Source organism: Gordonia sp. CNJ-863 (genome assembly GCF_001942325.1).
In the GTDB taxonomy this organism is placed as follows: Bacteria; Actinomycetota; Actinomycetes; order Mycobacteriales; family Mycobacteriaceae; genus Gordonia; species Gordonia alkanivorans.
Genome location: NZ_MKKG01000017.1, coordinates 1 through 26,997 on the forward strand (window position 1 = coordinate 1; position 26,997 = coordinate 26,997).

Sequence of the window (26,997 nt, forward strand, 5' to 3'; positions counted from 1 at the left end):
CCTCCTCGCTCGTCGAGCTCGCGGTGATCCCGTCCATGAGCTCGATAGCTTTTCCCATGATCTCTTGAATGGCTTCGGCCTGTTCGACCTTCTTCTTCAGCCGTTGATTCTCGGCGCGTAACCGCGCCAACTCGGCTCGTTCCTGAGCATCCACGCGGCTCGATCCCTTCGACTTCAGCGCTGCCGACACCATCGACGCCTCAAAGTCTCCCCGATCACGCGAGTGCAACCAGCCCCGCACCGTGGCCCGCGACAGACCGTGCTCGCGCAGCAACCGGGCTCGGCCACCGCGTTCCAACGTTGCCGCATCCCACAACTGCAGGAACTCGACCTTGAAACCGAGTGGATACGACCGCTGCCCACGAGGAGTACGGCCGACCTCGACACTGATAGTCATCACCCATTCCGATCCCCACACACCCCGCCAGGTGTCTCACAAACAGCCTGACAGGATGCGCATCAAGGTGGTGATTGTGCCGATAAAGGGTGGGTTTACCGCACAGCGCGGAGTGCTACTGCTGTCCGTGCCAGACGGCGTCGAACGGGGCGGTCGAGCTGATGCGACCGACGATCCCGCGGTGGGTGAATTCTTTGGCCGCGCGCACCGCGTCGAGGACGTCGGCGCCCTTGGTCAGTCCGGCGGTGGTCGCGGCGGCGAACACGCAACCCGCACCGGACACGCGCTCGTCGCCCACCTTGGGTGCGCGGAGGATGGTGATGTCGGTGCCGTCGAAGACCACGTCCACCGCTTCGTCACCGGCGAGTCCGACCCCGCCCTTGACGACGACACACTTCGGCCCGAGATCGGCGATCCGGCGAGCCGCTTCGGCGAGGTCGTCGACACTGGCCAGTTCGTCCATGCCGGCGAGGGTCGCGGCCTCGAACAGGTTGGGCGTGACCACGGTGGCCAGCGGGAGGATCTCCGAGCGCAGGGCATTGTCGGTGTCGAGAGCCGCACCGGGCTCCTGACCCTTGCAGATCAGGACGGGGTCGACGACCACGTGCCGCCAGGTCCGCGATGCCAGTGCCTCGGCAACCGTCGAGATGGTCGCGGGCGTGCCGAGCATGCCGATCTTGACGACCTCGGGCTCGTGCGCGACCGTGGCCGCCTCGATCTGGTCGGCGATGACGCCGGCGTCCACCGGCACGAAACGATGGCCCCAGCCGGCCTTCGGATCGAAGGACACGATGCAGGTGATGGTTCCGACGCCGTAGGTGCCGAGCTGGGCGAAAGTGCGCAGGTCGGCCTGGATTCCCGCGCCTCCGGTCGCCTCGGACCCGGCGATCACGTACGACACCACTGACATTGCTCGATCCTTTCGGGGTTCGCAGATGAACCGGGTCCTTTTGTACACCCCCAGCCCTACCCCGTTTGCACCGGAGTCGGCCGTCGCAGCCTCCCGACCGTGACGTTTCCCCGAGCAAACAGCCTGGTGTCCGACACCACATGGCAGCATCGACGAGCACGGACACGATGCGCGCCATCGTCTGTCGCGGGCTGTGCAGGATCGTGTCGAAGGAGAAACGGACACCCCCATCGAGCCTCCCCCGCCGGCGGGTCGGAGACGCGCGCCGCCCTTGGGAGATTTTCTCCAGACGGTTGACACGGGACGTGATCTATCCAACTAATTAGAACATGTTCATCGGGGGTCAGGGTCGACGTCGTCTCGTGCGCGAACAGTCTCGCGCACGCTTTCCGAGAGGTGGTCGTCTTCGTCGACGTGCCCTCCTCGCCACCTGCGCGGTGGCCGCCACCGCCACACTCGCCGGAATCGGTCCCGCGTCGGCGGACCCGTATGCCGGGTTCTACAACCCGCCGTCGGGCTTCGACGCCCGTCCCGGATCGCTGATCCGATCGGCGCCGTCGTACGCGGCTGTCATCCCGTTCACCGGCGCGAACATCGACGCCCGCACCACCACGGTCATGTATGCGAGCACCGGCGCTCGGAACCGTCCGACGGCCGTGACCGGCAGCGTCCTGGTCCCCCGCACTCCGTGGGCCGGGCGCGGTGAGCGTCCGGTCGTGGTGGTCGGTTCAGGGACCATCGGTGCCGGCGACCAGTGCGCACCGTCACGTCTGCTGCGGTACGGACAGGCCTACGAGGAAATGGCGATCGGAGCGTTGCTCGCCAATGGCTACGCGGTGGCGCTGACCGACTATGAAGGACTCGGCACGCCCGGCGATCACCCCTACCTGAACCGTAGGTCGCTCGGGACATCGATGCTGGACATGGCCCGTGTGGCGCGCAACCCGAAGTTCGGTGTGAGTGCGCAGGCGCCCGTCGCCCTGTGGGGGTACTCCGAGGGTGGTTTCGCGTCCGGCTCCGCCGCCGAACTGGCCGGCTCGTACGCCCCGGAACTCCCGATCTTCGCGGCCTTCGCGGGGGCACCGGCACCGGACCTCGCCGACCTGGCCCGACTCGGAGACGGGAGCCTCCTGGGAGGTGGCGTCGGGTGGGTCGTCAACGGTTTCATCGCCGCGTACCCCGAGCATCGCGCGAAGTTCCTCGCCGCGTTCAACCCGCTCGGTCGGAGTGTGCTGCGAGATGTCAACTCGTACTGCGTGTTCGACGTGATGAGGATGCTTCCGTTCGTGCCGACGACCTTCTACACCAAGGACGGCCGGCCGATCGCGGCGCATCTGCGCAAGGAGCCGTGGCTGACGGCGGTGAACGATCAACGACTCGGCGGGGTCGCCCCGCGGATGCCGGTCCTGGTCAGCCAGAACCGCGGCGACGACGTGGTCGATCCCCGCGGCACTGATCGCATGGTGCGGTCCTGGCGTGCCAAGGGGGCCGACGTCACCGTCGAGACGATGCATCTGCCGGTGTTGTTGCCGGGTACGTTCCTCGGCCACGGCGTGGGCTTGGTGTCCGAACTCGAGGCGCTGAGGTGGCTGAACGCCAAAGCTGCCGCCCTGCCGAAGAACTAACTGATCGGAGAGACGTGAACACCCAGGAGATCGCCGACCGGTTCGAGATCGCCGACGTCCTCTACCGATACGCCCGCGCGGTCGACACCAAGGACTGGGATCTGTGGCGCTCCGTGTTCACCGCGGACGCCACGGTCGACTACACCTCGGCTCCGGCCGGACGGGCCGGAAGTCGGGACGAGATCGCCGCATGGCTCGAGGAGAACTTCGCGTTCGTCACCGTCAGCCAACACTTCATCACGAACATCGAGTACTCCTTCGAAGGCGACCGCGCACAGATCCGGGCGATGTTCTACAACCCCATGCAGTTCGTGGGGATGACCGAGCTCAGCACCTGCGGCGGCAACTACCACCACTCGATGGTCCGCACCGAGACCGGTTGGCGGAGTGAACGTCTGCACGAAGAGAGCCTCTGGTTCGTGAACTCACCCCTCGAAGAGCGCGACGCCTGACCCGGCACCGCCACGCGTTATCAACCTGTGGCCGTAGGGAACGATCCGGCACCGACACCCGGCGACCGGGCCGCGGTCGACGTTTCCACTCCTAGCCTGAGGGGTACCGCCCGAAGGTACAGAGGAGTCATGTGAACGAAGCGCGAACCTGTCTGGTCACCGGAGCCACCGGCTATGTGGGAGGCCGTCTGGCACCCCGGTTGCTCGAACGTGGGCACCGTGTCCGCGCGCTGGCCCGGACGCCGTCGAAGCTGTCCGACGCGCCGTGGACGAACGACTCACGTGCCGAGGTCGTGAAAGGTGATCTCTCCGACCGGGACTCGCTTCTCGCTGCCTTCCGCGGCGTCGACGTCGTTTATCACCTCGTGCACTCGATGAGCAACGACGCGGATTTTGCGGCCGAGGAACGACGCTCCGCAGAGAACGTCGTGGCAGCAGCACAGGCGTGCGGCGTGTCCCGGATCGTCTACCTCGGCGGGTTGCACCCCGAGGGCACCGATCTCTCCGAACATCTGGCATCGCGAGCCGAGGTCGGCGACATCCTCATCGACTCGTCGATCGAGACCGTCGCACTGCAGGCCGGGACGCTCATCGGGTCCGGGTCGGCATCGTTCGAACTCATCCGCCACCTCACCGAGCGGCTCCCGGCGATGACGACGCCGCGCTGGGTGAGCAACAAGATCCAGCCCATAGCCGCTTCCGACGCGCTGTACTACCTGGTCGAGGCGGCGACCGCGGAGGTCCCGGAGTCACGGACGTGGGACATCGGCGGTCCGGACGTCCTCGAGTACGGCGACATGATGCAGGTCTACGCGCAGGTCGCCGGTCTTCGTCCGCGCAAAATGGTCGTCCTCCCGTTCCTCACGCCGTCGGTGGCGAGCCGCTGGGTCCGCCTGGTGACCCCGATCCGAGGGAAGATCGCGCGACCGCTGATCGAGTCGCTCGAGTGCGACGCCGTCTGCCGGAACCGCGACATCGACTCGATCATCCCCCGCCCGCCGGGTGGCCTGACCCCGTACCGCCGAGCGGTCGCCGAGACGCTGAGCCGCGCCGAACGCGGCTCAGAGGCCGCGACGTGGGCGAACGCGAACGCTGACACCCCCGCAGCCGAACCCATCCCGACCGACCCGGACTGGGCCGGCGAGGAGGTGTTCGAGTCGACGTCCGCAACCGTCCAGAACGGCACACCCGACGACATCTGGGACTCGCTCGAACGGAGGGGACGCGTAATCGCGGAGAAGCAACCGGAGTTCCTCCGCGTCCAGGTCAGCGAGAACTCGCGCGGCAACGGGTTCGTCGAGTACGCACTTCGTGACCTCGGCCAGAAGCCTGCACGCACCGAGGTCACCACCACGTGCCGCTTCTTTCCGCACGGGGTCGTCGGACTTGCCTACTGGCGGCTCGGGTGGCCGCTGCGCAAGCTCGGTGTACCAGCCGTGGATCCGTTTCACTGAGGCACAGATCGAATTCAGTGCGGTACGGACCGGGCTACGGCTGATCGGCTGTCGGCCGGGATACAGTCAGCACACCCGCCGCCCGGGCGGTGCCGGTAGGACCGGCTGAACGACGAGCAGAAGGTGAGCGGGTGTCGCTGTCGGAACGGATCGACGACTTCCAGCGACGACACCCGGCGACCGGGTTCCCGCTCGCGGTGATCTACAAGTTCGTCGACGACCAGGGCGCCTATCTGGCCGCCCTGTGCACTTACTACGCGTTCATCTCGCTGTTCCCGCTGCTGCTGTTGTTCTCGACGATCCTGGGCATCGTGCTCGCCGACAATCCGGCGCTCCAGGAGCGCATCCTCGACTCGGCCATGAGTCAGATCCCGGTGATCGGGAGCCAACTCGGCGAGCCCGAGAAACTCAGCGGCGGGATCCCGGCGCTCATCATCAGTGTCCTGGTCTCGCTGTACGGCGGTCTGGGAGTCGCCGTCGCGGCCCAGAATGCGATGAACACCATCTGGGCCGTCCCCCGCAACGAACGACCGGATCCGATCTTCGTGCGCCTGCGCGGCCTGGTCCTGCTGTCGACGGTCGGCCTCGCCGTCATCGGACTGACCGTCGTCAACGGCATCGCCGCCGGCATCGAGCTCGGCGTCGCCGGCCGCTGGTTCGCGATCCTCGGCTCGGTCGTGCTGAGCACGCTCGTGTTCATCGTGGCGTTCCGGTTCGGCACTGCTCGCGCCCTGTCCGTCCGCGACGTGCTTCCCGGAGCGCTCGCGGCCGCAGCATGCTGGCAGGCGATTCAGACCTTCGGCGCGGTGTACGTCGGGCGCGTCATCGCCAATGCGAGCTCGACGAACGGGGTCTTCGCGATCGTTCTCGGCCTGCTCGCGTTCCTCTACGTGACCACGATCGTGCTGGTGTTCTGCCTCGAGGCGAACGCCGTCCGCGTGGACCACCTGTACCCGCGGTCGCTGCTGACGCCGTTCACCGACAACGTCATCCTCACCGAGGGCGACGAAGCCGCGTATGCGGCGCAGGTTCGGGCGCAGCGGAACAAGGGGTTCCAGGAGATCGACGTGACCTTCGACAACCCTCGTGAGGGCCGGACGAACGGCGAGAGCTCCCCGGACGGTCAGCCCGGCGACGAACCGAGCTGACCACTCAGCGCATCGAGCCGGTGTCCAGGAACCGCTGGTGGAAGCTGAACGCCTCGTCGAGGATGTGCGGGGTCTGGCCGGCCGCGGGCATCGCCTCGGCGCGGGCGAAGTAGTCGTTCAGCATCGGCCGGAACTCCGGGTGCGCACACTTCTCGATGACCAGCCGGGCACGGCGTCGGGGTGACAGCCCACGCAGGTCCGCCAGTCCCTGTTCGGTGACCAGCACCTGGCAGTCGTGTTCGGTGTGGTCGACGTGCGGCGTCATCGGGACGATCGACGAGATCGCACCGTCCTTCGCCGTGGACGGGCTCATGAACAGCGACACGTAGCCGTTGCGCGCGAAATCGCCCGAACCGCCGATGCCGTTCATGATCTTGGTGCCCATCACGTGCGTCGAGTTCACGTTGCCGTAGATGTCGGCCTCGAGCATGCCGTTCATCGCGATCACGCCGAGACGACGAACGACCTCGGGATGGTTGCTGATCTCCTGCGGACGCAGGGTGATGTGGTTCCGGTAGAAGTCGACGTTGGCCGTCAGCTCCTCGATGCCGGCCTCGCTGAGTGCCAGAGCGGTCGACGACGCGTGTGCGACGGTCCCGTCCTTGATCAGCCGCAACATGCTGTCCTGGATGACCTCCGAGTAGCAGGTCAGACCTTTGTAAGGGCCGCGGTCCAGACCGCCGAGGACGGCGTTGGCGACGTTGCCGATGCCGGCCTGCAGAGGCAGCAGTGTGTCGGCGGGCAGCCGACCGTTGCGGACCTCGTAGTCGAAGAACTCGAGGACGTGACCGGCGATCGCCTCACTGATCGCGTCGGGCGGGGTCACCGGGCTGGCGCTGTCGCGTTGGTTGGTCTCCACGACCGCGACGACCTTGGCCGGGTCGACCCGGAACGTCGGCTGCCCGATTCGATCCTGCACCCGGGTCAGCGGGATCGGCTTGCGGTGCGGCGGCAGTGCGGTGCCGTAGTAGACGTCGTGCATGCCCTCGACGGCCTCGGGAATCCACGAGTTGACCTCGAGGATCACCTTCTTCGCGACGTCGAGCCAGGTCTTGTTGTTCCCGATGGACGCGGCCGGAATCAGCTCCCCCGATTCGGTGATTCCGGAAACCTCGACGACGGCGACGTCGACCTGGCCGTAGTAGCCCACCCAGACCTGCTGCGCCACGTGGGACAGGTGGATGTCGACGTAGTCCATCCGGCCGTCGTTGATCCGCTTGCGGGCCGTGCTCTCCGACTGGTACGGCATGCGCAGCGCGATGCCGTCGACCTCGGTGAGGAGACGTTCGGTTTCGGTCGAGACCGAGGCGCCCGTCAACAGGTTGATCGTGAAGTTCGAGCCGTTCGCCCGGGTGTTCTTGATCTTGTCGGCGAGGGCCGGGATGACGACCTTCGGGGTTCCGGCACTGGCAAAACCGCTGATCGCCACGGTGTCGTCCGGCTGTATGTACTTCACGGCGTCGTCGGCGGACATCACCTTCGACGCGAACGCGGTGTTGCGAATACGTCCCGAGGGCACGGAACTACCTACTGAGGGGGTCACGTTCCCCAGGATAAGCACAGATGCACATGGGCAAAATCACGGATTACCGAGACATGTCGATTCAGGCATGGTATAAGCCGCCGTGTGAGAAGGTCGCTTGACCAACACTGCAGAGTCTCAGTGCACTGCGCTCAGTTGAACAGGACTCCTTCATCGGTGGAGAGGCGTTTGCGCGAAGCCGCCCCGAGAACGGTACGGACCCGCAGCCGTGGGCTGCGGGTCCGAAATCGGGTGTGCGTGGGGTCAGTTGGCGGAGCGACCGTCGCCGCCGGTCGACCGCTGTCGACGGCGAGCCAGGGCAGCTTGGTACCCAGAGCCGCGTCGACGCTGAAACGGCCTGCGCCTACGACCGCGAGGAGGAGCGCGCCGGCGCCGAGGGTCAGGACGAACTCGTAGCCGCCGTCGGACGCCCAGAGACCGTTGTCGATGTGGGTGATGAACACCGCGCCCAGCATGTCGATGACGAAGAGGATCGCGACGACCGGGGTGAATGCGCCGACGATCAGTGCGATGCCGCCCAGGATCTCGAGCCAGGTGACCAGGAACGCCGAGACCGCAGGCAGTGGAACGTCCATCATCTCGAACCCGGCCTTGGGTCCGGCCCAGCCGTTCTGCTGGAACTTCTGCAGGCCGTGGGCCAGGAACACGACGCCGATCGCGATGCGTGCGAGGAGGATTCCCACGCTACGGACGATGGGATTGGACATGGAAACCGCCTTGGATTCGAGAGGGATGACTTGACGTGTCAATTGAACAACCTAAGTGGATTGAGTTGAAGAGTCAAGTGAAGCTTCAAGTGAATCGATCCGATAGACTGCCCGGGTGTCCGGAGAGCAAGAGCCCGAGTGGCTCGACGACGAGGAGATGGACGCCTGGATCCAGGTGGCCACGGCGCTGGCCCGGCTCCCCCATGCCCTCGACGCACAGCTGCTCCGCGACGCGCAGCTCACCCACTTCGAATACGAGGTCCTCGCTGCGCTTTCCGAGGCGCCCGATCACACATTACGGATGAGCGAGCTCGCCGAGATGTCCTACGGCTCCCTCTCACGGCTCTCCCATGTGGTGAGCCGGCTGGAGAAGCGCGAATGGGTCCGCCGCTACCAGTGTCCGGAGGACGGACGCTTCACCAACGCCGTGCTGACAGCGGCGGGATGGGAGAAAGTGGTGGCCACGGCACCCGGCTATGTCGCCAATGTGCGGCGGCTGGTCGTCGACCGTCTGACCCGCACCCAACTACGGCAGGTGTCGGCGATCGGACGGCGGATCAACGACACCGAGTCCGGTTCGCGCTGAGGGTCATTCGCGACTCGGATTCAACTGCTGCGTCCCCAGGACGTTGAGCAGTTCGATCTTCTCCGCGGCATCGGTTCGCGGAGCGGCGGTGAGGACGAGAAGTACCTGGGCCTCGTCCTCGGTGAACAGAGCCTGGCAGTCGACCTCGATGTGTCCCAGCTCGGGATGGATGAGGGTCTTGTGGTCCTCGAATCGCCGACTGACCAGGTGTGTCTCCCACAGCGCGGCGAATTCCTCACTCCGGCGGCACAGTTCGCGCACCATCTCCCCCGCGCGCGATCGCGCTCCCATCACGCCGTAGGCCGCTCGCAATGACGCGACCTGCGCGCGGCTCTGGCGGTCGTGATCGTCCTCCGGGTAGCGGCGCCGCTCGACATCGGGTTGGGTGAACCACCGGTAGATGGCGCTGCGCTCGAAACCGGTCAGGTGGCTGACATCGCCGAACAGGGCTCGGGCCGAATCGTTCTGAACCAGCGTCTCGCCCAGCGCGGAGAGGATCAGCGCCGGGGTGCCGGTGAGGCGGTCGAGAACTCGGAGCAGACCGGGGGCGATGTAGTCGGAACCGACGACGCGATCGGGAGCACTGTGCCCGGCGACGCGATACATGTAGTCGCGTTCGTCCGGCGTCAACCGCAGGGCACGAGCCAGCGCCGCGAGCATCTGGGTACTCGGTTGTGGCCCACGACGCTGTTCCAAACGGGTGTAATAGTCGGTCGACATCGTCGCGAGCTGCGCGATCTCTTCGCGCCGCAGGCCCGCGGTCCGACGCCGCGCACCGGTCACCAGCCCCACATCCGAGGGCTGGAGGTTGTTCCGCCGACTGACGAGGAAGCCGGCGAGCGCGTCACGATCCATCGGTGCAGTATCGCGCGCACGCCGACGCCTCAGCCAGGGATCGCCGATCCCCCGATGAGCGCACTCTGGATGTCCGGCCGGCTCCGACGAACACTCGAATGCATGAACATCACCGGAAACACCATCTTCATCCCCGGCGCCACCAGCGGCATCGGACTCGCTCTGGCACTCCGCCTCCAACAGAAGGGCAACACCGTCATCGTCGGCGGTCGGCGCACCGAACTCCTCGAACAGATCCGTACCGAACATCCCGACATCCACACCGTGGCCATCGACACCGCCGACCCCGGCAGCATCGACGCCGCGGCCGCTTCGGTGATCGCCGAACATCCTGACCTCAACGTCCTGGTCACGATGGCCGGCATCATGCGGGTCGAGGACTGGACCTCCCCCGCCGGATTCCTCGCGACCGCGGAGGCCACCGTGACGACGAACCTACTCGGGCCGATCCGGCTGATCGGCGCCTTCATCGAGCATCTGCAGACACGTCCGCACGCCACGATCATGACGGTATCGTCGGGTCTGGCGTTCACCCCGCTGCGCGTCACGCCGACGTACAACGCCACCAAGGCGGCCATCCACATGCTCAGCGAGTCTCTCCGACTGCAGTTCGACGGAACCACGGTCGAGATCGTCGAGCTCGTACCGCCCGCGGTCCGCACGGATTTGATGCCGGGACAGCGCGACAGCGAGTTCGCCATGCCCCTCGACGATTTCGTGACCGAGGTCATCGAACTCATCGACACGCAGCCGGACGCCACCGAGATTCAGGTCGACCGGGTGAAGTTCCTACGTCATGCCGAGTCCCGAGGGGACTACGCCGAGGTCGTCGCAACGCTCAATCGGCTTGACCCGCACTGAACTCGTCCCGCGCGATCCGTACTGCCACCGGCACGGGCAGTGTCGGCCGATCACTCCGCACGAGGCGCGTGCAATCTTTCCAGGAACGGAACCACCGCCGGATCGACGTCCCCGCGGCCGGTCGTGCCGAGTCTACGGACGAGCTGTCGCACAGCGGGTCCCGCGTCGAGCACGGGTTGCACGAGACCCAGACGCGCACAACGATCGAGGATCGGAAGCAGGAGTTCTTCCGCCTCAGAAGCAGATCCACTCGCGGCGACGCATTCGGTCAGCAACAGTCGGGCCTTGAGTGCCGCTCTGGGTCGGGCCTTCGTGTCGATCGACGCGGTGAGGGCGTGTGCGCGGCGGCACGCGGCGCGGTGGGCGTCGTCGGCGCCGACGGCCAGCAGTGCCCGGATGGCAGCCTCCTCGGTCTTCTCGGCGGTGACCTGGACGATCCCGTCGGGAAAGTCGTGTGGCATCTCGGCCGGAAACGAGTCCGCGGACAGCGCCGACGCGCCGATTCCGGAACGGAGGCGCTCGGCGGTGATGTGCGCCGCCATCCGCGGCAGGTGCAGCGCCTGTGCGAGCCGATCCCCGGTGTCCAGGCGTTCGGCAGCCTGATCATCCTGTCCGAGAGCGTGTTTCGCGCGTGCGCCGACGACATGGGTGGCAAGCATGATCTCCACGATGCCACCCTCGGCGCCCAGGTTGTAGGTGTCGTCGAGGAGCTGCACTGCCTCCTCGACCTGACCGCGCTCGTAGAGCAACTCCCCGAGTAGTGCGCCGCTGAGGCGAGACCCGTAGGACCGGTCCTCGTCGGAGGCGCGGGCAAGGCTCATCGCGTGCCGGAACGCCGCCTCGGCAGAGTCGAAATCGAAGTGTTCCCGCGTCGCCACGCCGTCGAGGATGTATCCGTAGATGACGCTGAACGGCCCTTTCGTCCGCCGATGGTGCGGACGCGCCCAACGCTGCCAGTCTCGTGCCTCGTCGTAGGCGAACCGCTGGACCTCGCGGAACGATCCAATGGCGGCGACACCGGACAGAACCCACGGGCGGAGGTTGTCGGCGCGCACCACGCACGCCTCGACGGCTTCGTCGATGCCGTCGAGTTGGTCGTCGAGAACGGTCATCGCAGCACGGATGAGTGCCGTCTCCGCGCGTATGTCGGCGACGTCTTCGTCTGTGTCGGGCCCGGGCGGTAGGGCTGCGTCGATGTAGGCCAGTGCTGCGTTGGCCGGCGCCCGGTGGTGCAGGAGCGCGTGAGCCCAGGCGATCATCAGTTGCAGGTCGGGCCGCTGCCTACGGGCCGTGAGCGGGAGCTTCGCGGCGAGGCCGAGCACGGTGATCATCTTGGACTGCTCGAGCATGTCGTAGCCCTCGCGTTCGACCAGTTCGATCGCCTCGGATTCGTCGCCGGCAGCGAGATGGTGGTCGACGGCTGCACTGAACATGCGCCGTTCGGCGAACCACCTGGCAGCCCGCCGATGGAGCTCGTCGCAGCGGTCCGGCTCCTGCTTCTCGAGCCGGCGACGCAGGAACTCGGCAAACAGGTGGTGATAGCGGAACCACTGTCCTTCGGGGTCGAGCCTGGTGAGGAACAAATCGCGTTCCTCGATGTCCTCGAGCACGCTCTGCGCGCGTCGTCGACCGGTCAACGCGGTCGCGAGAGATGCGCAGATGCGCTCACCGACCGACGTCGCCAGCAGGAAGTCGAGCAGATCCGGGTCGAGACTGTCGAGGACGTTCTCGGCGAGGTAGTCCCCCAGCTCGCGGTGATTCGCCGAGAACTGACGAATGGCGGCGCGGGGATCATCGTGCTCGCGAAGCGCCAGCGACGCCAGTTGCAGGGCCGCCACCCACCCGTCGGTGGTCTCCTCCAGCTCGGCGACATCGGTGTCGTCGATCGACAACCCGGTGCCCCCGATGAGTAGTTCCCGCGACTCGTCGATGTCGAAACGCAATGCCGTAGAGTCTATTTCGATCAGTTCGTGCTTCACCCGGAGGCGACTGAGCGGCAGATGCAGACGAGTCCGGCTGGTGACGACGAGCTGCAGGTGATGGCAGCCGTTGTCGATCAGGAACCGCGCGATCGCCCGGCTCGCCGGGTTGGTGATCCGGTGCCAGTCGTCGAGCACGACCCGGATGTGCTCGTCGGTTGTGTGGGCTCGATTGATCAGCGTGGTCAGCACGTATCGCTCGGCGCCCTCGCCGTACTCCTCCGAGGTGCGGGTGAGCTCGGTCCCGAGGCCGGGAAGTGTCACGCTGATGGCGTCGACGAGGTGGGACAGGAACCACGCGGGGGTGTTGTCGTCCTCGTCGATCGCCAACCACGCGGTCTTGCCGCCGGAGGCCTCGGCCGCCTGGACGTACTGGATGGCCAGAACGGTCTTCCCGTACCCGGCGGGTCCGTGGATCAGGATCAGGCGGGTTCGGTTGTCGGTGGCGAGTCGCTCGAGCAGTCGGATGCGCGGAACCGTGGCGTGGGCCATGACCGGTGGCCGGTATCTGGTGGCGACGACGGGAGGGCACCCGGCATCCGATCCGTTGCCGGGCGTGCCCAGATGGAGATACCCCGAGGTGTCGATGGACGAGTCGGCGTCGGTGCGCGTAGGACCGTCGATGCCGGCGAGGAGCGGAACGGGCACGTCGGCAACGGGGAGGCCGAGTTCGAGGCCGGCGCGCCGCAGTGCCTCGCCGAACTCGAGTGCGGTTGCATAGCGGTCCGCCGGTGTGCGGGACACCGACCGCGCGATGACGGTCCACACGGGCTCCGCCACACCCTGTACGCGCAGGTCCGGGAGCGGATCGGTGGTGATCCGCAAGAGCTGGGCGACCAGGTCCTCGTTCTTGCGGCGTCCGTACGCCGGTCGACCGGCAAGCGCCGCGTACAGAGTGGCGCCGAGTCCGTACACGTCCGAGGCCACCGACGGCGAGTCGCCCCGCAGCACCTCCGCTGCGGTGTAGGCGGGGGTTCCGAGGACCAGCCCGCGGCTGGTGTCGTCCCGATCGGCGAGGCGGGCGATGCCGAAGTCCGTCAGCTGTGGTTGCCCGTACTCGGTGAGCAGGATGTTCGAGGGTTTGAGGTCCCGGTGCAGGACGTCGGCTCGGTGCGAGGTCTCCAGGGCCCCGGCCATCTTGATACCCAGGTCGATGACGTCGGCTACATCGCAGCGTCCCTGTCGCCGGAGTCGGGTGTCGAGCGATCCGCGGACGTGAAAAGGCATGACGATGAACGGGAATCCCGATCGCGTAACGCCCGCCTCGAGGATGTGGACGATGTTGGGGTGACCCGACAGGCGTCCCATCGCCCGCTGTTCGCGGAGGAACCGCACTCGATCGGTCTCGTCGCCACCGGTCCGCAGCACCTTGACCGCCACCTCACGGTCGAGCGCGGGCTGTCGGCACCGATAGACGACTCCGAAGCCGCCACGACCCGCGATCCGGGCGTCGGTGAAACCGGCCGCGCTCAGATCTTCCGCGATCTCCCGGGCAGGGGGATCGTGGGACTTCGTGACTGCCCGGCGGGCCATCGAGCGTTCTAGAGGTCAAATCGTGGCGTCGTCGATCGCGGTTGGTCGGCTGGACTTCCGGAGGCCGGTTTCGCCGACTGTTGCATCGCAGGCTCGCTTATGGCGTCCCCTCGGGTCGTGCCACGAGTCTAGGCGCCACGGCGCGGCGGCGGGCGCGACATGGATCAGCCGAGACGGCGGATCGTTTCCGTCGCGGACTCGACGACGGCCTCGCGGAATCCGGTCCCGGCCCAGAGGTTGATGCCGTCGGGATCGGTGGCGGCTGCGCGTCGAATGCCGCCGGTGAGCTTGTTGACCGCCGGATACTCGGCGACCGCGGCCTCGGAGAACTCGTCGGTGAAGCGGTTTCGCAGCGCTCGCGCGGAACGTCCGCTGAACGCTCGGGTCACCACAGTCTCGGCACGCTCCGGATCGGCCAGGGCGTCGGCGTGTGCCGGCTTGGTTCCGGCCTCCCGAGTACGCAGGAGCAGCGTGCCCACCTGGACGGCCGCCGCCCCGGACGACCGCAGCCGGTCGGCTCGATCACGGGTCGCGACTCCCCCGGCCGCCACCAGCGGAACTGCGACGCGGGCACGAACCTCCTCGAGGAGGTCATCGAGGGGCTGGGTGGGTGGTTCGGTCCGGCGGTCGAAGACAGATCGATGGCCGCCGGCGTCGGGTCCCTGCGCGCAGAGCCAGTCGGCTCCGGCGTCGGCGGCGAGAACCGCATCGTCTGCGGTGGTGACCGTGACCCCGACGCTGCATCCGTGTCGTCGAAGTTCGGCGACCGCGTCCGCCGGTGGGCAGCCGAAGGCGAAGGAGACGAACGGGATTCGCTCGTCGCACATCAGCGCGATCTTGGCGTCGAAGTGGTCGTCGTCATCCCCGAGCTCCTCGATGGCGGGCAACTCCACGTCGAGCGAGGCGGCGTAGTCGAGCAGACGGTCGCGGTAACGGGCCACGGCGTCCCGGTCCACCGGCTCGGTTTCGGGGACGAAGATGTTGACCCCGAAGGTGTCGACGCCGCCGGCGCGTACGGCTGCGATGTCCGCCGCGACGCGCTCGGGTGAAAGATAACCCGCGGCCAACTGGCCGAGCCCGCCGGCGGTGCTGACGGCGACCACGAGCTCGGGCGTGGTCGGCCCGCCGGCCATCGGCGCCCCGACGACCGGCACCGCGAGGTCACGAAGGTCAGCCACGGGCCGATGCTCCTGTCGTCATGCCTGTTCGCGCGTTCCGCGGGCAGCGGTGACCCGGGACAGACGGGACTCGGCCACCGAATCCATGTCCTCGAGTTCAAGCCCCTTGGTCTCCTCGACCTTCTTGAAGACGTAGATGAAGGACGCCGCGGCGCAGAAGGCGAAGAAACCGTAGATGATTCCGAGTCCGACGGCCTCGGTCATCGGCGGGAACAGCATCGAGATGGTGAAGTTGGCGAGCCAGTTCACCGCGGTACAGACGCCGAGCGCGACACCACGGATGCGGTTCGGGAACATCTCCCCCAGCATCACCCACATCACCGGACCCCAGGTCGCGGCGAACGCGACGACGAACAGGTTCGCGCCGACCAGTGCGATCACACCCCACGGGTCCGGCAGCGAGATGTTCTCACCCTCACCGATCTGCTGGGTGAACGCGACGCACGCCATCAGCAGGCCGATGAACATGCCCACGGACCCGGCCAGCAGCAGCTTCCGGCGACCGATTCGGTCGACGAACAGGATCGCCACGAAGGTCATGGCGACGTTGATGACCGCCGTGATCACCGACGTCTTGAACGAGTCGCTCTCGGAGAATCCCACCGACTGCCACAGCGTCGTCGAGTAGTAGAAGATCGCGTTGATGCCGACGAACTGCTGGAAGACCGCGAGCCAGATGCCGACCCACACCAGCGGATGAAGCCCGAACGACGGCCCGGTGATGTCCTTGATCGACGTCTTGGACTCGCGCTTGACGGTGAGCTTGATCTCCTTGACCCGGTCGAGCGGGTTGTTCTCTCCGGTCACCGTCTGGAGGATGCGTGCGGCTTCCTCATCGCGGTTGCGGCCCACCAGGTATCGCGGCGATTCGGGGATCAGCAACGCGAGCACGCCGTAGACGACGGCGGGCACCACGCCGACGAGGAACATCCATCGCCAGGCTTCCAGACCCCACCAGAGGTCGTTCGATGCGCTGCCGGCGGTGTCGGCCAGGATGGCGTCCGACAGCAGAGCGGCGAAGATGCCCATGGTGATGGCGAGCTGCTGCATCGAGGCGAGCGCGCCGCGATAGCGGGCGGGTGCGATCTCGGAGATGTATGCCGGAGCGATCACCGACGCGATGCCGATGCCGATTCCGCCGAGGACGCGCCAGAGCAGCAGGTCCGGGATCGTCTGCGTGTAGGCGGTCCCGATCGCCGAGATGATGAACAGTGCGGAGCCGAGCAACATCACCCGCTTGCGGCCCCAGACGTCGGCCAGTCGTCCGGCGAACCATGCGCCGAGTGCACAGCCCAGCAGGGCGATCGCGACGGCAAAACCCGTCATCAGTTTGCCCAGACCGAAATTCGATTCGATCGAGTCGACGGCGCCGTTGACCACGGAACTGTCGAAACCGAAGAGGAAACCACCGACGGCCGCGGCGACGGTGACGCCGATGACCTTCGCGGTGTGTTGTTCGGCGATCTCGCGTTGTTGCGCGTCGGCCATCACATGACCCCGATCGCCGGTGTGGTGCAGCACGAATCCTGGGGCATGTCCGTGACCTCGCTGTCCGGTTGCATGGTCGTCGTCTCCGACGTTTTCGCGCCCAATCTACTCGCGGGGTGAGGTCAGGCGGCGCACATCCGAACACGCGTCGGTATCGATCTGGTCTGAATCGACTGGTCAGGCGTCGGGCTGCGTTGCGGTCGTGGTCGAGATCGCCAGATTCCCGGCCACGATCTCGGCGAGCGGTTTCGGCCGTCCATAGTGATACCCCTGCGCGAAATCGCACCCGACGGCCGCGATCGTGGCTGCCTGGGTAGGGGTCTCGACACCCTCGGCGATCACGCGGACACCCACCGCGTGTGCGACGTCGACGATGCCCGCGAGGATCGTACGGGCGTTCGGGTTCTCCCCGAGGGCGTCGACAAAGGCCTTGGCCGTCTTCAGGATGCCCACCGGCAGTCGGTAGAGCTCGCTGAGCGAGGAAGCGCCGGTGCCGAAGTCGTCGAGCGAGATGCTGACGCCGAGGGTCCGGATGTCGCGAAGCAGGTTCAACAGGTCGCTCTCCAGCGGCGCGAGTGCGCTCTCGGTGATCTCGAGGCAGAGGGAGCGAGGATTCATGCCGGTCTGCTCACACGTCTCACGGAGACGGTGTAGAAACTTCCCGTTGGTGAGTTCGCGTCGGGATACGTTGACGCACAACATGACCTGCTGCAACTGAGGTGTTCCGGCCACCTCGGCGCAGGCCGTGGCCAGGACGTGGGCGCCGACCTTGTCGATGAGCGTGGATTGCTCTGCCAGAGGGATGAACTCGGTCGGAGGGATCGAACTGAGTTCGGGGTGGTTCCACCGCAGGAGGGCTTCGAGTGCGACGAGTGTTCCGCTATCGGTGGACACGATCGGCTGATAGTGGATCTCCAGCTGGGAAGGGTCGACGGTCAGTGCGCGACGGAGCTCCTCCTCGATGCGTTGGCGGCGCTGCAGCTCGTCTCGGTGATGTGTCCGAAATTGGACATAGGGTTCTCGAGATACCTTGCGCGCCTGATACAGAGCGATATCCGCGTCGCGAAGGAGGTCTGTCGGGGTGTAGCGGTCGCCGGCCGCCACGGTGGCGACGCCGATGCTCACCCGCACCGTCAGGGGTTCGCTGCGGTCGGTCACACTCAACGGCGGCCGGATCGCAGCGCGTATCGACTCGATCCGGCGCTCGATCTCCGCGGGCGTGTTCGCTCCGGTGTGGGTGGTGACCAGGACGAACTCGTCACCCCCGATCCGGCCCACCGCGCCCTCCCGGGGCGTCGCACCCGCGAGCCGTTGGGCGACGGTGTGCAACACCTCGTCGCCGACGGCGTGACCGAGCGAGTCGTTGACCAGTTTGAAGTTGTCGAGATCGATGTAATAGATCGCCACGCAACCCGTTTCGTGTTCGGCAAGTGCATTCAGGTGTGACTCGATCTCGTTGAGGATCCCGGCCCGGTTGTACAGCCGGGTCAGCGGATCGTGGACCGCGTCCCACGCGAGCCGGGCGCGTTCGCGGTAGCGCTCGGTGATGTCGGCGAAGGACACCAGCACGACCGCTTCCGCGGTGTCGTCGTCGATCGGCCGGCAGCTGCACGACAACCATCGTTCGCCGCCCGGTGTGCTGATCGTCGCCGTGGCGTCGGTGATCGCGGTCCGCGTCCTCAGGCAGCGGACGATCGGTGACTCTCCGCCGACGAAGTCGAGCGGCAGATCGTGAACGAACGAACCGGGAACGCCGTGCGGGCCGAGCATGGTCGCGGCGGCGGGATTCGCGAGTTCGATCCCGCCGTCCGCCCGCACCACGATGACCGCCTGGTGGAGGGCGGCGAGGATGGTGCCCAGGCGTTCGATCAGCGGTCTACGGGTGGGTTCGGCGACGATCAGGAAGCCGTCGTCCATCGACGTCACCGAGATGTGGGCGAGGAATGTCCGGTCGTTGTCGGCGCGGCGGTGAAGCTGGTCGACGGTGCCGCCCAGGGCCACGGCGGCCTCGACGTCGAGATCGCCGCCGGTGACCGAACCCAGCTCGCGCCCCACGGCGTCGCCGGCGGTGATGCCGTACATCTGCTCGGCCGCCGGATTCCACGACCGCACCGTCATGTTCCGGTCGACGGCGATCACGGCGTTGCTGACATGGTCGAGCAGTGCCGCCTGCCGTCGAAGCGCCGCCTCGATGGCCTTCTGCGCGGTGATGTCCCGCAAGATCACCTGGTATGCGGGTTCGTCGTGCCAGACGGTGCGTACGGAGGTGACCTCCATCGGTCGCGACACCCCGTGGGCGTCGACCATCACGACTTCTTCCGGGTACGTCGCCGCACCGGCTTCGTCGCCCATGCTGACGATCCGCTCGATCATCTGGGGGAGTTCATCGGGGTGGACGAAGTCGGTGATCGGGCGGCCGAGCATCTCGTCCCGGTCGGTGACCCTGGCGAAGTCGAGCGCGGCCGAGTTCACGTACACGATGACGCCGTGCTGGTGCACGGCGATCGCGTCCGGGCTCAGTTCGAGGAGGAGACGATAGCGTTCAGCCACCGCAGCGTCGCTGGATCGGGTCATGGGCTCGGCATGAGGTGCGACGAGATCGCTGTGGCCACCGTCCGTAGGCGTCGATTCCGGCACTGCGTCAGTCCCTCCCCCGCCCTGTTCCGACCCCCGGTGTACATGATCCCCAAAAAGGGGGCGCGGGGTGGGCTAAAACGCCGCCGAGTCGTGCGAAAGTCGAATTGGCGACCCCGCCCGTCGCGAAATGAGTCGAATGCCGCTTTCCGGGGGATTCTTGAGGTGGCGTTCGGTCGGATCACCTGGCAGAACTGCCGACAATTCCAAATCCATGAAGAGGATTCACCAATGACGAATCAGCGATCGACTATTTCGGGTGTGGGGGCCGTGACCGGATACGGCTGGGGGCGAGAGGCGCTGTGGAGTGGCCTCATCTCCGGCAAGTCGGCGGCCGCATTGCACGAGGGTTTCGGATTCGGTTCCGGAGACGACGGCGGTCCGGGGTGGATCGTGCGCGTGCCGGAGGGCGGCGACCAGGCCGACGGGAGCACCCGCTTCGCGCGTGCGATGCGAAGTGCGGCGCGGGAGGCCATCGAGGATGCGACCGAACGCGGTTGGCGCCCGGGTTCGCGTGTCGGTTTGGTTCATGCGTGTGTGCTCGGTGATCTCGAGATGTATCCGATGGTGACTTCCGGCGTCGGGCAGTACACCGGTCGGCAGTATCTGTCGGTGACACCGTCCACGCCGGTGTCGTTGCTGATGCAGGAGTACGGCTTTCACGGTCCGGCGTTGAACGTGTCGGCGATGTGCACCTCGGGTTCGGCGGCGATCGTTACCGCGAAGTCGTGGCTCGACGCCGATCTCGTCGACGACGTCCTCGTCGTCGCAACGGATCTGTCGGCCAAGCCGGAGGTGGTCGGGATGTTCGTTCAACTCGGCGTCGCCATCACCGACACCGACGCACTCGACGCCTGCCGTCCGTTCCAGGAAGGCAGCCGGGGCTTCACCTTCGGCGAAGCGGCCATCGCGTTCACGATGACCAACGCCGAGACCGACGGTTACGCAGATGTGTTGGGCGGGGCCATGTCCCACGACGCCTATCACGTCACGTCGATCGATCCCCAGCTCACCAATGTGGTGGGCTGCGTGGAACAGGCCCTCTCGACCGCCGGTGTCGCCGGTGACGAGATCCGGTACCTCAACGCACACGGTCCCGGTACCCGGCAATGTGACCGCGCCGAGGCGACAATCGCCGAGACGATGCTGCCCAACAGCGAGGTGTTCTCCGTCAAACCCCTTGCCGGGCACTGCCAGGGCGCGGCGGGTGCGGTCGAGCTGGCCGCGTCGCTTCTCGGATACGACCGGGGTCGGATCCCGGCGACTCCGAGGGTTTCCGACGGGATCCCGCAACTGCTGGACGGCCTCACGCCGCTTGCAGCGGGACCCACACTGAAGACCTCGCTGGGCATGGGCGGCCACAACTCCGCGGTGGTGATCGCGCCCCAGAGCTGATCGAGCGCGACGATGTTCCGCGGATCTACCGAGTTTCCTGCGGAAAACCGCAGCGAAGCCGCACAATTCAGGCATGACCAACTCGCCGGACAAACCGGCGGCCGATCAGCCGACGGTGAGCACAGTGCAGGCGACGGGGGCGCGGCGCGTCCTCACCGCATTCCTGAACTCCCCCTTCGCGGGGATGTCGCCATGGATCCTGATGGCGCTGCTCACCGGTCCGGGTCGCTTCGAGGAAGCCGCGGCGTCGGCATTCGTGTTGTCACTGCTGCTCGTCGTGGGCGGACATCGACGCGGCTCCAAGATCAAGCTTCTCGAGGTCTTCGACGTCGCCTACTTCGGGACGATGGCCGCCCTGGCTCTCTTCGCGTCGGAGAGCGTCATCGACTGGCTGGAGAAGTGGGGCGGCGAGATGACCAACATCGCGCTGGTCGCCTTCGCCTTGGGCTCGATCCTGATCCGCCAACCGTTCACCCTGCAGTACGCGCGCGAGTCCACCGACGAGGAGGTCTGGGACAGCCCGCTGTTCCTCCGGATCAACTACGTCATCACGTGGGCGTGGGTCGTCGGCTTCGGCGTCGCCGCGGTGTCCGGTGCTGTCGGTGACCTCGTCCTCGATGATCCGAACGACTTCTGGACGGGCTGGATCATCCAGATCGGCGGTACCGTGTTCGCCATCGCGTTCACCGAGTTCTATCCCGACTTCGCCACGTATCGCGCGGCGGTCCGCGAGGGTTGGGACACCGATGAGAAACCGCAGAGCATGCTCCATCTCTTCGACTGGGTACCGATCTTCGTCTTGGCGATCGGGATCGCGGGATTGCTCACCGACGAGTTCAGCACGGTGACCGGGATCGTCGTCATCGTGGTCGGTGCGGTGGGCATAGGAATCTTCCGACAGCTGACCTCGTCCCTCGACGCTCGCCTCGCCCAGACGGCGCCGGGAGCATCTGAGACGGCATGAACCCGGCATTCGCGCTCGATCGCCGAGGCCGTCGGTAGTGTCGAGAGCATGAAACTCGACGGAGTAGGAATCTGGAGTTCGCCACTACGGTACGGAGACACCGGGGAGGCCGCGGAAGCCGCGGCCGAGCTCGACGAGTTGGGCTTCACCGCCCTCTGGATCCCAGACGTCGGTGGCCCGGTTCTCGATTCGGTGCGCAACCTGCTCGGTGCCACCAAGAAGACCGTGGTCGCGACGGGCATCCTCAACATGTGGATGCACGAGCCGCACGACGTCGCGGCTGCGCACGCGAGTTTCGCCGACGAGTTCGGTTCACGCTTCCTGCTCGGGCTGGGCATAAGCCACGCGCCGCTGATCGACGCGCAGGAGGCCGGTCGCTACCGGAAGCCGCTCGCGACCACCCGCGCCTTCCTCGACGGACTCGATTCGGCGCCGCAGCCGGTTCCGGCCGACAGTCGGGTTCTCGCGGCCCTTGGGCCGAAGATGCTCGGTTTGGCCGCGGACCGGACTCTCGGTGCGCATCCGTACCTGGTGACGCCGGACCACACCGCGACCGCCCGTGAGACCCTCGGCACCGAGCCGCTCCTCGCGCCCGAGCAGACCGCCATCTTCGCCGCGGACCGTGACGAGGCACGGTCGATCGGCACCAAGTGGCTCAAGGGCTACCTCGCCATGCCGAACTACGCCAACAACCTTCGTCGCCTCGGCTTCACCGACGAGGACCTCACCACGGTCAGCGACCGGCTGTTCGACGCGCTGATCGTGTGGGGTGACGAGTCGGCGATCCTGTCCCGCATCGACGAGCACCGATCTGCCGGCGCCGATCACGTGTGTGTCCAGGTCCTGCAGAAGGATCACTGCGGTTTCCCGCGCGAGCAGTGGCGTCGCCTCGCGGCGGCCCTCGGACAGAACTGATCACGTTGCGCGATCGTGCGTGACTAGTCGGCCACCCGAATCTTCCGAATGACGTTGAACCCGGATTCCGGGTTCAACGTCATACGGATCTGAGCGACCTCACGGGATGTCGCGTCGTCGAACCCGACGAAACCGATCGCAAGAAATCCGAGGGCGACGAGGCCGATCCACACCAGCCCCCACCAGTCGGGGTCGGTGACGACGACGTCGGGTACATGGTGGAACGGACTGAAACCGAGCGCCCAGTCGGGCAGTTTGAAACTGGGGCCAAGCACCGTCATCACGAACGAGACGAGCACGCCCAACCAGATCGCCGGACGGGCCGCCGGGCGGGCACCGAGTATGGCGACCGCGAAAGCGATGACCGTCCACGCTGCCGGGATGGTTGCGACCGCCTGCAGGAGGGCGTCACCGAAGGTGATCCCGATATCCGCGGTCGACGCGAAGACACCCACCACGACACCAGCGATCATCAGGAACGCCGCCGTCGCCAGCAGTGCGACACCGACATTCGTGGCGAGGTACCGGAGGCGGTGGACAGCCGTCGCCAGCACGGGCTCGGCTCGGTCATCCAATTCCTCGGTACGCACGCGGTTGACGATCTGCACGCCGGCGACCGAGACGATGATACCGACGATGCTCAGGATGGTGGTGACGAACGCGGAGATCAGGTCGGCCGGGGATGCGGCACCGGAGGCGAAGATCGACGCCATCGCCGGGTTGCTCGTCAGCAGGTCCTTCACCGACCGGGTGAAATACCCGAAGACGACACCGAGACCGAGGAATGCCACCGCCCACGACACGATCGGTGCGCGGTTGAGACGAATCGCCAGGCTCAGAGGTGTACCGGCGCTCCCCCGCGGCGGCCCTGGACGGGACGGGATCAGACCCTGACCGAAATCGCGAGACGACTGCAATGCGAAACCGACGACCGCGACGACGACCGCGAACGCGACGCCGATGAGCAACGGCCACCAGTGGTTGCCCGATGCCGGCCGGGTCTCCTCGATCCAGCCGAGCGGATTGATCCACGACGTCCACACCGGTGCGCTGATCGAGAAGAGGAAACCTCGCAGGACGAACAGGATCCCGAGCAACGACACCGAGATCGTCGTCGCCGCGCGGGCGTCGGCCCCTATCTGCGAACTGACCGCGGCGACGGCAGCGAACATCCATCCGGAGACCGTGAACCCGGCGGCGAGCAACGCCGAGGACGCCCAGTCTCCTCCGCACAATCCGGTCAGCACGCACGAGACGATGCCGATCGCGGCCGAACAGATCACCGCCATGACCACGGCCGTCAGGAGTCGCGACGACCGGCCCGAGACGCCGGAGGCCAGCAGTTCCGCCTGCCCCGAATCCTCTTGGCCGCGGCTGGCTTTGACGACGATGAAGATCGCGCCCAGTGCGGCGATGAACCCGCCGAGCGCGAGACTGCGCCACGCGTTGAACCCGTCGGTGGTCGACAGGTCGTAGGCGGGCCCGAAGATCAGTCCCAGAGCCGGATTCGCCCCGATCGTGGCCGCGAACGCCTTACGTTCCAGCGCGTCGGAGAACAACCAGGGATAGATGAGCACCGACGACACCGACAACGCGGTGGGTAGCAGAATCCACGGCGCGAAAGACCGGCCCTCGTGACGGAGTGAGGCATGGAGCAGTGGTCGGGTTCCGACCGTCGAGGAAGACGCCATCGCGCTGGTCACTCCCCTGCCGCCGGGTTGTCGGAGACGCGGACCCCGTCACTGTCGCTGTCGTAGAGCCGCAGGAACAGACTCTCGAGAGAAGGTGGTTCGACGGTGAGTGACCGCAGCCCGCTCGCCGTCAACACCTCCATCGCCGCGCCGATCCGATCGGAATCGACTGTCGCGCTGAGACGGTGACCGTCGACGTCCACATCGTGGAAGTCGGTGAGCCGATCGGCGGCCGGGACGGTGTCGAGTTCGGCGCGCACCGCGGTCCGGGTGTGACCGCGCAGCTCGGTCAGCGTGCCGGTCTCGACGATGACGCCGTCGCGGATGATGCTCACACGGTCGGCGAGGGATTCGACCTCGGCGAGGATGTGACTCGACAGCAGGACGGTCGTGCCACGCGCCTTGGCTTCCCCGACGACCTCCTGGAAGACGTTCTCCATCAACGGGTCCAGGCCCGATGTCGGCTCGTCGAGGATGAGCAGTTCGACGTCCGACGCGAGGGCGGCGACGATCGCCACCTTCTGGCGGTTGCCTTTCGAGTACTGGCGGCCACGCTTGGCGGTGTCGAGCTCGAAACGTTCGACGAGGTCGGCGCGTCGGTCCTCATCGAGCCCACCACGCATCGAACCGAGGAGATCGATCATCTCGCCGCCGGTCATCGACGGCCACAGCGAGACGTCGCCGGGCACATACGCCAGTCGGCGATGCAGTTCGACGACGTCGCGCCACGGATCCCCGCCGAGCAGTCGCACCTCACCCGCGTTGGCACGCAGCAAGCCCAGGAGGACGCGGATCGTCGTCGACTTGCCGGCACCGTTGGGGCCGAGGAACCCGTGGACCTCACCGCGGCGGACCTCGAGATCGAGTCCGCGAAGGGCCTCGAAACTGCCGAAGGACTTGTGCAGCTTACGGACGTCGACGGCGAGATCAGCAGGTGGCCGCCCGGTGGCGTCGGATACTCCGGTGGGCATGGCAAACCTCCAGATTCGGCGATCGCCATAAGCGTTGCACAGCAGCCGGTGAGGTAGGCCCGAAACGTGAGCGACTGCCGCTAAACCGCACGTTCGGCGGTATCGCACCGTCTACTTCTTGCTCAATGACGACTCCTTGTGGGCTGCCTTGGCGCCCGTCTTCGACGACTTCACGATCCAATAGGGTTCGTCCTCACTGGCTTTGAATTTCTGCCCCTCGAACGTGAACTCCTTGGTTCGCTTCTCCTCCGCGGTCCCCTCGGTCTGACCCTGCGAGGTGTTCCAGCGGACGGTGTCGTTCTTGTTGATCGCCATGCCCCGGAATGCCCACGGTCGATGTTCCGCCAAACTTCGCCACACAGCCGTCCCGTTCAGCTGCGCGTAGACTCCGCGACCATGGCGATCGTCAACCGAGGCTTCGTGGGCCGCCGCGACCGCGATGCCCGCCGCCTTCCACCGGGCCAGTACACGACCCTCGATTTCCCGGTGTTGTCGGCCGAGCCCACTCCGTCGGTGCCCCTGGACAAATGGTCGCTCGCCGTGCAGTCCGCCGAACACCGTGCGACGACGTTCACCTGGGAGCAGTTCCAGGCGCTGTCCCACGAGGAGATCACGACCGACATCCATTGCGTCACACGGTGGTCGAAGTTCGCGACGCGCTGGCGCGGGGTTTCCTTCGACACTCTGGTCGGTGCGCTGCCCTTCGAACCGGCACCGTACGTCATGGCGCATTGCCACGGCGGGTACACCACCAACGTCCCGCTCGCCGACCTGACCGGCGGACGGGGCTGGATCGCCGACACCTACGACGGGGAGCCCCTGGCACCCGAACACGGCGGGCCCGCCCGGCTTCTGGTCCCCCACCTGTATTTCTGGAAGAGCGCGAAATGGGTTCGGCGCCTTCGGTTCATGCCCGAGGACACGCCGGGTTTCTGGGAGGAACGCGGGTATCACATGTACGGCGACCCCTGGCGTGAGCAGCGGTACTCGTGACCGATTGGCTGCTCACCACGGTCACCTCCGTCGTCGACATCACCCCGTCCGCACGCACCCTGCGGCTGGCTCTCCCCGAACCCGTCCACGTGCTACCCGGCCAGCATGTCGACATCCGACTCACCGCAGAGGACGGCTACTCCACCGCCCGCACCTACTCGGTGTCGGACGCCCGGGAGACCCGATCGATCGAGGTCACCGTCGAACGTCTCGACGACGGCGAAGTGTCCCCCTACCTGGTCGACGTCGTGGAGGTCGGCGACCCGCTGGAGATCAGCGGCCCACACGGCTGGTACTTCACCTGGGCCTCCGGCGACGACCGCCCGGTGCAGCTGATCGGCGGCGGATCCGGGGTCGCGCCACTCATGTCGATGATCCGGAGCCGCGAGGTCGACGCACCGCTCACGCCCTTCTCCCTGGTCTACTCGGTGCGCAGCCCCGAACGCGTCTACTACCGCGACGAGATCCGGCAGCTCCTGGAGCACCGCCGCATGGATCTCCATCTGGTCCATACACGCGTCGCACCCGCAGGTTCGCAGAGACCAGCAGGGCGCCTCGACTCGGAAGAGCTGGCCGCGCTCACCATGAACCCGTCGAAGTCGCCGACCGTCTACATCTGCGGACCGAACAGGTTCGTCGAGGGCTGTGCGACGTGGATGGTCGACGCCGGCCACGACCCAGCCCGGATCCGTACCGAACGATTCGGCGACTGACGCTC

At 66.6% G+C, this 26,997-nt stretch carries 22 protein-coding genes and 1 pseudogene; 11 read left to right on the forward strand and 12 right to left on the reverse strand.

Annotation, left to right across the window (positions count from 1 at the left end; all coding sequences use genetic code 11):
- Together BJF87_RS10405 and BJF87_RS10410 are read right to left on the reverse strand one after the other, a co-directional pair.
- Window positions 1–397: hypothetical protein (locus BJF87_RS10405; protein ID WP_075862664.1), on the reverse strand; the 397-nt coding region annotated here is incomplete at its 3' end.
- Between the two features lie 115 nt (window positions 398–512).
- Window positions 513–1,307, reverse strand: coding sequence for a hydroxymethylpyrimidine/phosphomethylpyrimidine kinase (locus BJF87_RS10410; protein WP_006357263.1), 795 nt, complete (start codon window positions 1,305–1,307; stop codon window positions 513–515).
- Between the two features lie 437 nt (window positions 1,308–1,744).
- Between BJF87_RS10410 and BJF87_RS10415 the strand changes: the two genes are divergently transcribed.
- From BJF87_RS10415 to BJF87_RS10430, 4 genes are all read left to right on the forward strand, one after another.
- On the forward strand, window positions 1,745–2,932 hold the full coding sequence (locus BJF87_RS10415; protein WP_075863082.1) for a lipase family protein: 1,188 nt from the start codon (window positions 1,745–1,747) through the stop codon (window positions 2,930–2,932).
- Between the two features lie 14 nt (window positions 2,933–2,946).
- Window positions 2,947–3,384 (forward strand): nuclear transport factor 2 family protein, encoded by a 438-nt coding sequence (locus BJF87_RS10420; protein WP_006357261.1) that lies wholly within the window; start codon window positions 2,947–2,949, stop codon window positions 3,382–3,384.
- A gap of 131 nt (window positions 3,385–3,515) precedes the next feature.
- Window positions 3,516–4,838, forward strand: a complete 1,323-nt coding sequence (locus BJF87_RS10425) for an NAD(P)H-binding protein (protein WP_075863083.1) — start codon at window positions 3,516–3,518, stop codon at window positions 4,836–4,838.
- A gap of 131 nt (window positions 4,839–4,969) precedes the next feature.
- Entirely contained in the window at window positions 4,970–5,986 is a 1,017-nt protein-coding gene (locus tag BJF87_RS10430) for a YihY/virulence factor BrkB family protein (protein ID WP_035752436.1), read from the forward strand.
- A gap of 4 nt (window positions 5,987–5,990) precedes the next feature.
- Here BJF87_RS10430 and BJF87_RS10435 read toward each other — a convergent pair whose 3' ends face one another.
- The gene (locus BJF87_RS10435) at window positions 5,991–7,505 is read right to left on the reverse strand and encodes an acetyl-CoA hydrolase/transferase family protein (protein WP_075863084.1); all 1,515 of its coding nucleotides are present in this window, start codon (window positions 7,503–7,505) and stop codon (window positions 5,991–5,993) included.
- A gap of 281 nt (window positions 7,506–7,786) precedes the next feature.
- A pseudogene (locus BJF87_RS10440) lies at window positions 7,787–8,236 on the reverse strand (DoxX family protein); the annotation flags it as partial.
- Window positions 8,237–8,351: 115 nt separating this feature from the next.
- Between BJF87_RS10440 and BJF87_RS10445 the strand changes: the two are divergent.
- Entirely contained in the window at window positions 8,352–8,822 is a 471-nt protein-coding gene (locus BJF87_RS10445; RefSeq protein WP_006359122.1) for a MarR family winged helix-turn-helix transcriptional regulator, read from the forward strand.
- Window positions 8,823–8,825: 3 nt separating this feature from the next.
- Here the strand turns inward: BJF87_RS10445 and BJF87_RS10450 are convergent, their stop codons facing one another.
- Complete coding sequence (locus BJF87_RS10450; RefSeq protein ID WP_006359121.1) at window positions 8,826–9,677, reverse strand: helix-turn-helix transcriptional regulator; 852 nt, start codon at window positions 9,675–9,677, stop codon at window positions 8,826–8,828.
- 102 nt (window positions 9,678–9,779) lie between these two features.
- Between BJF87_RS10450 and BJF87_RS10455 the strand changes: the two genes are divergently transcribed.
- Window positions 9,780–10,538 carry an SDR family oxidoreductase gene (locus BJF87_RS10455; protein WP_006359120.1) on the forward strand — a complete coding sequence of 253 codons (759 nt, stop codon included), beginning with the start codon at window positions 9,780–9,782 and terminating at the stop codon, window positions 10,536–10,538.
- A 50-nt stretch (window positions 10,539–10,588) separates the two neighbouring features.
- On the opposite strand, the gene BJF87_RS10460 is transcribed toward BJF87_RS10455, so the two are convergent.
- The 4 genes from BJF87_RS10460 to BJF87_RS10475 form a co-directional block, all read right to left on the reverse strand.
- Window positions 10,589–14,050 carry a serine/threonine-protein kinase gene (locus BJF87_RS10460; protein WP_084813175.1) on the reverse strand — a complete coding sequence of 1,154 codons (3,462 nt, stop codon included), beginning with the start codon at window positions 14,048–14,050 and terminating at the stop codon, window positions 10,589–10,591.
- A 164-nt stretch (window positions 14,051–14,214) separates the two neighbouring features.
- Entirely contained in the window at window positions 14,215–15,228 is a 1,014-nt protein-coding gene (locus BJF87_RS10465) for a nitronate monooxygenase (protein WP_075863085.1), read from the reverse strand.
- Window positions 15,229–15,246: 18 nt separating this feature from the next.
- Window positions 15,247–16,716 (reverse strand): sugar porter family MFS transporter, encoded by a 1,470-nt coding sequence (locus BJF87_RS10470; RefSeq protein WP_040004176.1) that lies wholly within the window; start codon window positions 16,714–16,716, stop codon window positions 15,247–15,249.
- A gap of 177 nt (window positions 16,717–16,893) precedes the next feature.
- Window positions 16,894–19,290 (reverse strand): EAL domain-containing protein, encoded by a 2,397-nt coding sequence (locus tag BJF87_RS10475; protein ID WP_231380863.1) that lies wholly within the window; start codon window positions 19,288–19,290, stop codon window positions 16,894–16,896.
- Window positions 19,291–19,581: 291 nt separating this feature from the next.
- On the opposite strand from BJF87_RS10475, the gene BJF87_RS10480 reads away from it, so the two are divergent.
- The 3 genes from BJF87_RS10480 to BJF87_RS10490 all read left to right on the forward strand — a co-directional run bounded on the left by BJF87_RS10480 (window position 19,582) and on the right by BJF87_RS10490 (window position 22,624).
- On the forward strand, window positions 19,582–20,745 hold the full coding sequence (locus BJF87_RS10480; RefSeq protein ID WP_035752446.1) for a beta-ketoacyl synthase N-terminal-like domain-containing protein: 1,164 nt from the start codon (window positions 19,582–19,584) through the stop codon (window positions 20,743–20,745).
- Between the two features lie 73 nt (window positions 20,746–20,818).
- Window positions 20,819–21,709, forward strand: a complete 891-nt coding sequence (locus BJF87_RS10485; RefSeq protein WP_035752448.1) for a hypothetical protein — start codon at window positions 20,819–20,821, stop codon at window positions 21,707–21,709.
- Window positions 21,710–21,757: 48 nt separating this feature from the next.
- Window positions 21,758–22,624, forward strand: coding sequence for an LLM class F420-dependent oxidoreductase (locus tag BJF87_RS10490; protein WP_075863086.1), 867 nt, complete (start codon window positions 21,758–21,760; stop codon window positions 22,622–22,624).
- A 23-nt stretch (window positions 22,625–22,647) separates the two neighbouring features.
- Here BJF87_RS10490 and BJF87_RS10495 read toward each other — a convergent pair whose 3' ends face one another.
- The 3 genes from BJF87_RS10495 to BJF87_RS10505 all read right to left on the reverse strand — a co-directional run bounded on the left by BJF87_RS10495 (window position 22,648) and on the right by BJF87_RS10505 (window position 25,601).
- Window positions 22,648–24,315: an ABC transporter permease gene (locus BJF87_RS10495; RefSeq protein ID WP_139319449.1), complete on the reverse strand. Its 1,668-nt coding sequence runs from the start codon at window positions 24,313–24,315 to the stop codon at window positions 22,648–22,650.
- An 8-nt stretch (window positions 24,316–24,323) separates the two neighbouring features.
- Entirely contained in the window at window positions 24,324–25,286 is a 963-nt protein-coding gene (locus BJF87_RS10500) for an ABC transporter ATP-binding protein (protein WP_006359110.1), read from the reverse strand.
- Window positions 25,287–25,397: 111 nt separating this feature from the next.
- The gene (locus BJF87_RS10505) at window positions 25,398–25,601 is read right to left on the reverse strand and encodes a DUF2945 domain-containing protein (RefSeq protein ID WP_006359109.1); all 204 of its coding nucleotides are present in this window, start codon (window positions 25,599–25,601) and stop codon (window positions 25,398–25,400) included.
- Window positions 25,602–25,682: 81 nt separating this feature from the next.
- Between BJF87_RS10505 and BJF87_RS10510 the strand changes: the two genes are divergently transcribed.
- The gene (locus BJF87_RS10510; RefSeq protein WP_075863087.1) at window positions 25,683–26,279 is read left to right on the forward strand and encodes a sulfite oxidase-like oxidoreductase; all 597 of its coding nucleotides are present in this window, start codon (window positions 25,683–25,685) and stop codon (window positions 26,277–26,279) included.
- On the forward strand, window positions 26,276–26,992 hold the full coding sequence (locus BJF87_RS10515; protein ID WP_075863088.1) for a ferredoxin reductase: 717 nt from the start codon (window positions 26,276–26,278) through the stop codon (window positions 26,990–26,992). Before BJF87_RS10510 ends, BJF87_RS10515 begins: the two co-directional genes overlap by 4 nt.
- Window positions 26,993–26,997 lie beyond the last annotated feature (5 nt).